The 9,328-nt window shown below is 61.7% G+C and carries 9 protein-coding genes; all 9 read right to left on the minus strand.

Translation table 11 applies throughout. The annotated features are described in order from the left end of the window. Window positions 1-109: 109 nt before the first annotated feature. Complete coding sequence (gene sigE, locus NUW23_06020; protein MCR4425734.1) at window positions 110-844, minus strand: RNA polymerase sporulation sigma factor SigE; 735 nt, start codon at window positions 842-844, stop codon at window positions 110-112. Between the two features lie 20 nt (window positions 845-864). Next, complete coding sequence (locus tag NUW23_06025) at window positions 865-1,761, minus strand: sigma-E processing peptidase SpoIIGA (GenBank protein ID MCR4425735.1); 897 nt, start codon at window positions 1,759-1,761, stop codon at window positions 865-867. A gap of 249 nt (window positions 1,762-2,010) precedes the next feature. After that, window positions 2,011-3,075: a cell division protein FtsZ gene (gene ftsZ, locus NUW23_06030; GenBank protein ID MCR4425736.1), complete on the minus strand. Its 1,065-nt coding sequence runs from the start codon at window positions 3,073-3,075 to the stop codon at window positions 2,011-2,013. Window positions 3,076-3,130: 55 nt separating this feature from the next. Beyond that, the gene (gene ftsA / locus NUW23_06035) at window positions 3,131-4,369 is read right to left on the minus strand and encodes a cell division protein FtsA (GenBank protein ID MCR4425737.1); all 1,239 of its coding nucleotides are present in this window, start codon (window positions 4,367-4,369) and stop codon (window positions 3,131-3,133) included. A 108-nt stretch (window positions 4,370-4,477) separates the two neighbouring features. Further along, on the minus strand, window positions 4,478-5,239 hold the full coding sequence (locus NUW23_06040) for an FtsQ-type POTRA domain-containing protein (GenBank protein MCR4425738.1): 762 nt from the start codon (window positions 5,237-5,239) through the stop codon (window positions 4,478-4,480). Between the two features lie 77 nt (window positions 5,240-5,316). Beyond that, on the minus strand, window positions 5,317-6,597 hold the full coding sequence (gene murA / locus NUW23_06045; GenBank protein ID MCR4425739.1) for a UDP-N-acetylglucosamine 1-carboxyvinyltransferase: 1,281 nt from the start codon (window positions 6,595-6,597) through the stop codon (window positions 5,317-5,319). A 26-nt stretch (window positions 6,598-6,623) separates the two neighbouring features. Next, a complete protein-coding gene (gene murB, locus NUW23_06050; protein MCR4425740.1) occupies window positions 6,624-7,541 on the minus strand; it encodes a UDP-N-acetylmuramate dehydrogenase in 918 nt (305 codons plus the stop codon). Between the two features lie 25 nt (window positions 7,542-7,566). Next, window positions 7,567-8,958, minus strand: a complete 1,392-nt coding sequence (gene murC / locus NUW23_06055; protein ID MCR4425741.1) for a UDP-N-acetylmuramate--L-alanine ligase — start codon at window positions 8,956-8,958, stop codon at window positions 7,567-7,569. Between the two features lie 92 nt (window positions 8,959-9,050). Further along, a partial coding sequence (locus NUW23_06060; protein ID MCR4425742.1) for an undecaprenyldiphospho-muramoylpentapeptide beta-N-acetylglucosaminyltransferase occupies window positions 9,051-9,328 on the minus strand: 278 nt, incomplete at its 5' end.

Genomic DNA, 9,328 nt, shown 5'->3' on the forward strand with positions numbered 1-9,328 from the left:
GCACAGCGCACCGCAACAGCGATGAAAGGCCCTCCATGTGGAAGGCCTTCCGAACAACAAATGCCCCACGCACGTGGGCGGCGGCGGGATATGCGTCTGCCGGCTGGCATCATTCTATCCTGCTGATTTCTCTCCTGAGCTTGGAAAGAATGCGTTTTTCCAACCGAGAGATGTAGGACTGGGATATGCCAAGAAGGTCCGCGACTTCCTTCTGAGTTCTCTCCGCTCCGTCCCGGAATCCGAACCTCAGTTCCATGATCCGCTTTTCCCTGCCAGAAAGGGCAGAGAGCGCTTCTATCAGTAGAGACCGGTCCACCTCGTCCTCAAGTGCCTGGTAGACGAGGTCCTCATCAGTCCCGTACACGTCGGACAGCAGGAGTTCGTTTCCGTCCCAGTCAACGTTCAGGGGCTCATCAAATGAAACCTCGCTCTTGAGCCTGTTGTTCTTTCTGAGGTACATCAGAATCTCGTTTTCTATGCAGCGTGACGCGTAAGTCGCGAGTTTGATACGCTTTGCCGGATCGAAAGTGTTGACCGCTTTGATCAGCCCGATCGTGCCGATGGAGACCAAATCCTCCACCCCTATGCCTGTGCTCTCGAACTTGCGAGCGATGTACACAACAAGCCTCAGATTCCTCTCTACTAGCATCTCACGTACCCTGGGTTCACCATCCCCCAGTTTTGTGATGAGAACGGTCTCCTCTTCCGCAGAAAGCGGGGGAGGCAGAGTCTCGCTGCTCCCTACGTACCTGACTACAGTGTCGTCCACAAGGACGCACCAGCTGAACAGGCGTATCAGAAGCAGCCGGACCGCCCAGGTGACTCTCTGGATCTGGTTGGTCATGAATCCGCCCTCCTCGCGAGTCACGCGGTTGTCAGGATGTCCGGATTGAGAAGCGCGCGGTATTTCCCATCCGAGCAGAGCCTGGCAGAGTGCACGCAGACCACGGCGTGGCGCGTCGATATCTCACGGTTGCCTTCAGACACCCGCACCTCGTCAGGTCTAAACCCAACGAGGAGCCCTCTCTCCTGGCCTATGGAGGTGTATGGGACTGCCCGGAACCGCGCGGACCACCCGGACTCCGCTATTGCAGCCGCAGCAGTCGAGAAATCCGAGCCCGAGTTTCGGACCGGTTCCCGGATGTCTGGAGGCAGGACCCCTTCTATCGCCGAGTACTCGACGATGATCACCGGATTGCCCGAAAGTGGATCCCGCAGCCGGTTCCCGGTATCTATGAGCGCCCAAACCGAAACCGCACCGGAGCCAAAGAAGATCGACACAGGCACAAAGAAGAGCCCATCGCGGATGCCGCGGTGTACCGCCCCCCACCCAGCTTCCGCAACCAGTAGTATCGTTGAGACCGCCGCCAGGAACGACACGAGGGGGTTCCCGCCCGTCGCGGCACGCGCCACTACCCCCGCCCCTCCCGCCATAACGGTGAGAAGATACCTGTGAAAGAGGGCGCTTGCCATGATTTTGAGAGGGGTTCCCGGGAACGCGATGCGAATGGACACCGCGGTCAAGAGGATTGCCAGACCCAACGAGATGGTAGAAGTGATGTTGAAGAGGCCGATATCGGATAAGGCCACCACCACGACGAACACGGTCGCACTCACGGCCGCACCCCCGAGGAGCCGGGACCTAGTTGATCGGAGGCGAAGTATCTGCCGGATGGCCCACAAGGCCAGGGCGTCGAGTATGAAGGTCCCACCGAAGACGAGAAATAGGCTGTCGACGTAGACGCGGAACAACCACGACACCCCCCTCCCTCTACTTCACGGTTCTACATAAGGAGGGCCGGGATTTCCTCCATTGCCCGGCGCTGCCCCGCTCCCCTCCGCCTCTGTCAAGTCTAGCACCGTGCACGCCCGAACCCTGTCGCACTGTGGCGTCGGGCGTGCGAGGCATTTCGATGCCCAACAGCAGAGCGAAGACCGCCCGGCATCAAGGGTTCGCTGCCGGGCGGTCATCATATGAAGAGCACTGTCGGACAGCACGTCCTCGGCGCGCTAGCGGGCGCGCCTGAGGAACGGCGGTATGTCGAGGTCGTCCGCGCCCGCAAGCGGCTTTATCTCCACCTGCTCGATCCCTCGGGCCTTGCTCTGCTGGCTCTGTGCGCGAGCCGCCTCGAACCCAGTGGCAATCACCGTGACCTTGATCTCGTCCTGCATGGACTCGTCGATGACTGCGCCAAATATCACGAGGGCGTCATTGTCTGCCGAATTCGATACAATCTCTGCGGCCTCGTTCACCTCGTAGAGTCCCAAGTTGGAGCTCCCGGTTATGTTCAGAAGCACTCCTTTTGCACCTTCGATGGACGCCTCCAGAAGCGGGCTGGATATCGCGGCGCGGGCTGCCTCTGCGGCCCGCTGCTCCCCGCTGGCAACACCTATCCCCATGAGGGCTGAGCCCGCATCGGTCATTACCGTCCTCACATCGGCGAAATCAAGGTTTATGAGCCCGGGGACGGTGATGAGATCAGATATGCCCTGCACGCCCTGGCGGAGGATGTCGTCAGCGATGCGGAACGCCTCGACTATCGAAGTCTTGCGCTCCACCACCTGTAGCAGCCTGTCATTGGGGATCACGATGAGCGTGTCCACTTTTTGCTTGAGGTTCGCTATCCCCTGGTCCGCCTGGCTCATCCGCTTGCGACCCTCGAAGGAGAAAGGTTTGGTCACGACCGCCACGGTGAGGACTCCGAGTTCCTTTGCGATCTCTGCAATGATTGGGGCCGCGCCCGTACCGGTGCCGCCCCCCATCCCGGAGGTTATGAAGACCATGTCGGCGCCTTCCAGGATCGAACTCAGCTGGTCCCGGCTCTCCTCCGCCGCCTTCTTGCCGATTTCGGGGTTCGCCCCGGCCCCGAGGCCTTTGGTGAGCTTCTCGCCTATCTGTATCTTGCGGGGCGCGTCCGACATGCGCAGGGCCTGAGCGTCCGTGTTTAGAGCTATGAACTCGACGCCCTTCAGCCCTGCGCCTATCATGCGGTTAATCGCGTTGCTCCCGCCCCCGCCGACTCCGATCACCTTGATATCGGCGAAACGGTCCATCTCGAGTTCCAGTTCAAACACCACGCATCCTCCTTGCCTGCTCCGTCTCGGTGTCTCTCAGAAGGCGCGCAAGACATCAGGGCGAGAAAATGTCCCTGAACCACTGCCTCACGCCTGTCATGAACCCCGCCTGCCTGCGGCTGGCCGGGGCATGCCCTCTTCCGGCCGATTCCTCCCACGAGTACTTGACGAGTCCCACCGCAGCCGCGTGCGCTGGGCTGGACACGACGTCTGCAAGCCCGGACACTCCCGTGGGGATTCCGAGTCTCGCAGGCAACCGCAAAGCCTGCTGCGCAGCCTCGACAAACCCAGGCATTGCGGCTGCCCCGCCCGTCACTACCACCCCTGACGGAAGCTGGCCCATGAGCCCAGCACGTTCCACTTCAGCCCGGACCATCTCCATGATCTGGGTCACCCGGGCCTCTATGATCGAACACAGTTCGCGCCGGGGAACGGCCGCCGTACCTATGTCGGCCTCCCCGCTGATGTGCCCACACATCTCCTCCTCGCGTACCATCGACGCGAGCGCGCACCCACGCTTCACCTTGAGAGTCTCCGCTGCCGGAACCGGCAGCCTGAGCACGAGAGCGATGTCGTTCGTGATGTGCTTGCCTCCCACCGGGATGACAGAAGTATGCCAAGGACTGCCTTCCACGAACACGGCGATATCCGTGGTCCCACCGCCCACGTCCATCAGAAGCACACCGAGTTCCTTCTCTGAGGGAGTCAGCACCGCCTCGGCCGAGGCGACAGGCTGAAGCACAAGGTGATCGATCTCCAGGCCAGCGCGGGCGCTGCTTTTCTTGACGTTCTGGATGGAGGTCGCGGACCCTGTAATGATGTGCGTGTCCACTTCCAGCCTGATACCGCTCATGCCCACTGGCTTCTTGATGCCCCTGCAACCATCGATGATGAACTCCTTGGGCAGGACATGCACGACTTCGCGGTCAGGAGGAATGGCCACCACTCTAGCTGCCTCGAGCACTCTGGCGACATCGTCGGAGGTGATCTCCCGGTCCGGCCTGGCAACTGCCACAACACCCCTGCTCCCCATGGACGATACGTGTGCGCCAGATAGACTTGCTGTCACTGAGACGACCGCGCACCCGGACATGTTCTCGGCGCGGGCCACGGCGTCCGAGACAGCGGCCGCTGCCGCGTCAATGTCCACAACCACGCCGCGCCTGAGACCTGCGGACACACTCGTCCCTACTCCAATGACTTCCGGCTCACCCGAATCTCCGCGCTCGCAGATGAGCGCGCAGATCTTGGTCGTGCCGATGTCGAGCCCCACTGTGATATCTCTCTTGCTCAAGCCTGTCCCCTCCACCCGCCCCCTACGACGCGCCGCGGCCCCCGAGCGCCGCGCTCCGCCGGTGATACTTCCACGCAGGACCACGGTTTCCCTCTCGCCGGCTGGAAGTCACTTCTCGCGGATGACGGGCTTCGCCTCTACTCTGAGGTCGATGTAGTTGACCGAGAGCCCCTGCTCCCGGATGGAGGCCAGAATGGAATCTAGGAGTCTCACTCTGGCCTGGATTCCGTCAGAACGTCCGAGGAACACCTTGATCCCGTCCGCGGTCCGCAGGACCACGTCATCCGCCCTGGAGACGTCCACCTCCGACAAGTTCGGAATGCGTCTCTCCATCAGGGCCGCCCCCACAGCGGCCCCGATTTGCACCAGTTCACCAGGCCTGACAGGCTCTCCCACAGCCACGTATGCAGGCACGACCCCTACAATCACGGGTGTGTCGGGATCAGTCACCGCCTCCGACACCGCAATCGCACACCCCGACTTGTCCAATTCGATGAAGAACCCGGCATAAGGGAGGTACGCTACCGTCTTCTTCTCGGTGACAGTAATGACGACGGAATCCGGCAGCACTCGGGCGACGCGCGCCGAGGAAATCCTGGGCGTAGCGAGCAGCCTGCGTTCAATGGCCCGGGTCGGGACCAGGAAGATGTTGGATTCGGGGGGAACATCGGCAATGAGGCGAATCTCCTGAGCCGAGAGATATTCAGAGCCCCGAACCTGAACGTCTCTGACGCGAAAGAACGGCGAATTCAGGAACGCGAAGACCGCGATGACCACGAACAGCACAAGCATCGCCGGGACGAATCTGGTTCTCTTGGCTCTTCCCTGCGGTTCCGCCCCGACGTCAGAAACGTCATGAGGGTCAGGCACCGGACCACCCCCGAACCGATGACCTGACCCCATTATAGCACGTCCGCCAGGAACAACCACACCTGGTTGAACCCGGTCTAGATTCCGCTCGCCGCCACTCTCCTATCGAACCCCCACTCGACTTGTGCTCCGAGGGACGAGAGTTTGGCCGAGAGGTTCTCGTACCCCCGTTCGACATGCTCCATTCTCTCGATAACCGTTTCCCCCTTGGCAGCCAACCCCGCCACAACCAGCGCAGCGCCAGCCCTGAGGTCCGGGGCAGCCACGCGCGCTGCCGACAGCTCGCTTACCTCGCGGATCACTGCAGTCCGCCCATCCACCTGAATTCGTGCGCCCATCCTCACGAGCTCGTCTACATACCGAAATCTGTTGGAGAATATGTTCTCGGTGACAATTGATGTACCGCGGGCGAAGGTAAGCAGGGCAGCCATGGGTGCGTGAAGATCGGTTGGAAAACCGGGGTACGGCATGCTTTTGACCGCACACGGCGCAGGCCGGCCGTTCATGACCACCCTCACGGAGTCCGCTCCCATCAGCACCACTGCTCCAACCTCCTCGAGTTTCGCGGCGACAGCCTCGAGGTGCTCGGGGACAACATCCTCAATGGTTACGTCTCCTTGTGTGGCGACGGCCGCAATCAAGTAGGTGCCGGCCTCGATGCGGTCAGGCATGACCGGATAGGACGTCGCGCCGAGCCCCTCGACACCGGTTATCCTAATAGTGTCAGTTCCCGCCCCCCTTATCTCCGCCCCAAGTCTAGTCAGAAAATTCTGCTGATCTACGATCTCAGGTTCCCGCGCCGCATTTCTGATCACCGTGGTGCCTCTCGCCAGGCAGGCCGCGGCCATGATGTTCTCAGTCGCCCCAACGCTCGGGAAGTCCAGATGGATCTCGGTGCCGGTGAGCCTGTCGGCGCGGCCGATGATGTAGCCGTGCTCCTCCGAAAACTGGGCACCCATTGCGGAAAGGCCCTTTATGTGCAGGTCGATCGGCCGCGATCCGATGGGACAGCCTCCTGGGAAAGGCATTCGAATCTCGCCGAATCTGGCGAGTACAGGCCCAAGCACCTGGACTGAAGCCCTCATCTGCCTCACCAGGTGTTCGGGCGGCTCAGTGGATGTAGCTGGCCGCGGGTCCACTTCCACCACGCCCGTCCTCGGGGAAGAAACCCGGGCGCCCAAGGCCCGGAGAAGTTCGCACATGGTGTGGACGTCGAGTATATTTGGAACGTGGGTGATGGAGCACTCGCCGGAAGCCATGAGAGACAATGCAAGAAGCTTCAGGCACGAGTTCTTCGCACCACCTACGGCGATTCTTCCTTTGAGTTGTCTTCCTCCAAGTATCCTCAGGGAACTCATGGGAGCCACCTCTGGAAATGTCTTGACTAGCCTCCAACGACCCGCACCTCGGGAACCAAGTCGATTCCAAATTTCTCAAGTACTGTGCGTCTGACTATGTTCATCAGGATGAGAACGTCTCGGGCAGATGCGTCCCCGGTGTTGATTATGAAGTTCGCGTGAACCTTCGAGACCTCAGCACCACCTACCCTGAGGCCTTTGAGCCCCGCGGCGTCTATGTACCTGCCCGCGCCACGGCCTGACGGGTTCTGGAACACACACCCGGCCGATGGGAGTTGCAGAGGTTGCTTGACCTTGCGGTCGTGCATGTACTCGGCCATGCGCCTCTTGATCTGCTCAGGGTCACTCGGTCGCAAGGATAGCACAGCTTCGTAGGCCACTATGTCTCCGTGGGACAGCCGGCTGCACCTGTGGCCGAACTGCATCTCTTCGCCTGTCTTGGAGGTGGACGTCCCGTCCAGGCAGAATCCCAGTACCTCGCGGGTGACGTCGCCCACGGTGCAGCTATAGGCCCCCGCGTTCATGGCGATGGCGCCTCCGATAGACCCGGGGATACCCACCGCGAACTCGAATCCGGACAGGCCTCTGTCCGCGCACACCCTGGCCACTGCGGGCATGCCTGCACCCGCACCCACGCGCACTCGAGGGCCGTCGAAGATTATATGGTCGAGCCCTTCGCCGATCTTCACGACCACTCCCCGGATGCCTTCGTCCGCCACCAGGAGGTTCGTCCCGTTTCCCAACACGAATATGGGAAGCCCTTCCTCCCACGCGAACCGGAGAAGACCCTGCAGACTCGCGACGTCGTTGGGCTGGCAGAGGAGGTCCGCAGGGCCACCGATCTGGAAAGAGGTATGGTTTCTCATCGGTTCGTTCACAAGGATCTTCCCGTTAAACGTGCGTTCGAGCCGTTTCACATGCCCCTCGGTGACCATACTCGCCATCGCAATTCCTCCGACCGTCCTGTTATCACCTGGGAGTGGTGGACCCGTCCAGGAGTTCGTCTGCATACTTCCGAGATGCCCTATAGATATCCCCAGCGCCCATTGTGACTACGATGTCGCCCGACCGAACTGTCTTGCGAAGGAACTCGTCTAGGGCTCCCCGGTCCGGGATATACGTGGCCTCTCTGCCCTCGAAGGCGGAAATCCTGGCGCAAAGCTCCTTGCCGGACAGCCCCGCTATCGGCTGCTCGCCCGTGCCCTCGTAGAATATCTCAGTCACTCCGATCACGTCGGCGTTGCCGAAGGAACGGGCGAATTCATCCATCAGCAATTTTGTCCTGGTGAACCGGTGAGGCTGAAACACCGCCACTAGCCTGCCGGACGTAGCCCTGCGGAGGGCTGAGAGGGTCGCTCGTATCTCGGCCGGGTGGTGAGCGTAGTCGTCCACGACTGTCACGCCGCGCGTCCGAGCAAGGATCTGACACCTGCGCTCCGCTCCGGTGAAGTCCCGCAGAGCGTCGCGCACCGCCCCGAAATCCACCCCCAGCAGGTCGCAGACGGCCGATGCCGCCAGGGCATTGCTTATGTTATGAACTCCGGGCACAGCGAGTTCCAACTTGCCAAGCGGCCGCCCGCGGTGCACTACTTCGAACCGCGATCCGAAGCCCAAAGCCTCGGAGGATGCCGCGGTATAGTCGGCACCGGGAGCGAAACCATAGGTGACGATGCGCCTGCGGAGGCCCGAGACCGCGCGCCCAGTGTTTGGGTCGTCAGCGCAGACGACCGCAGTGCCTCCCGGCTTTATTCTTCTCAGGAATTGGGCGAACCCCTCCAGGATTCCTTCAAACGTCGAGTAATAATCGCGGTGATCATCATCGATGCTAGTGACCACCGCGACCTCCGGAGTGAGCCTGAGAAACGACCCGTAGGCCTCGTCCGCCTCAACCACGACGAACTCCCCGCGTCCGAGCTTGCCGCCGCCGGGGATCTTGGGGACGCTAGCCCCAACCACGATGGTGGGGTCAAGTCCCGCCCGCTCGAGAGAGAGAGCCACCATGGAACTGGTCGTTGTCTTGCCGTGCGTGCCAGTCACAGCAATGCCCCGTGCGGGATTCATGAGCTCCCCCAGCAGTTCCGCGCGGGTCACAACATGGATGCCTGCCTCCTTCGCAGCGCGGAGTTCTGGATCATCCGGAGGAACCGCTGCTGAGACCACCACGAGTTCGGCGTCGTGCACTCTCGCGGGATCGTGCCCTGTGTATACTTCCACCCCCGCCTCGCTTACCTCCGAGAGCTTGGGGGATGGCTTGATATCGGACCCGGACACCCTTGCGCCCATTCCCGAGAGTATCCTCGCGAGGGGGCTCATTCCGCTGCCCCCGACCCCTATGAAGTGTACACGCTTGCCGTTCCACATCCCTGCGGTCACCTCGCACGCGCCCGCGCGCCCCGACGATGCTATTCTATGCCTTCCACCAGCCTGGGGAGCCTGTCCACCGGGCTTGGGAACTATCCTTGGATCAAGCCCTCGACGCAGGCGACGACCCGGTCGAGCGCGTCCGGCATCCCGGAGGCGAGGCTCGCACGGGCCATGGCTTCGAGGGTTCGGGGTGACCCGAGAAGGCTGGTTATCTCTCGGGTCAGCACCTCGGGGGTCAAGTCCCTGTCCCGGACCACCCGGGCCCCGCCACGCCGCTCGAGGGCGACCGCGTTCTTCTCCTGCACGTTGTCGGGGACGTGAGGGTGAGGGACGAGGATCGCCGGTATTCCTCGCGCTGTCAGCTCCG

Source organism: Bacillota bacterium (assembly GCA_024655925.1).
Lineage (GTDB): Bacteria > Bacillota > DTU025 > DTU025 > JANLFS01 > JANLFS01.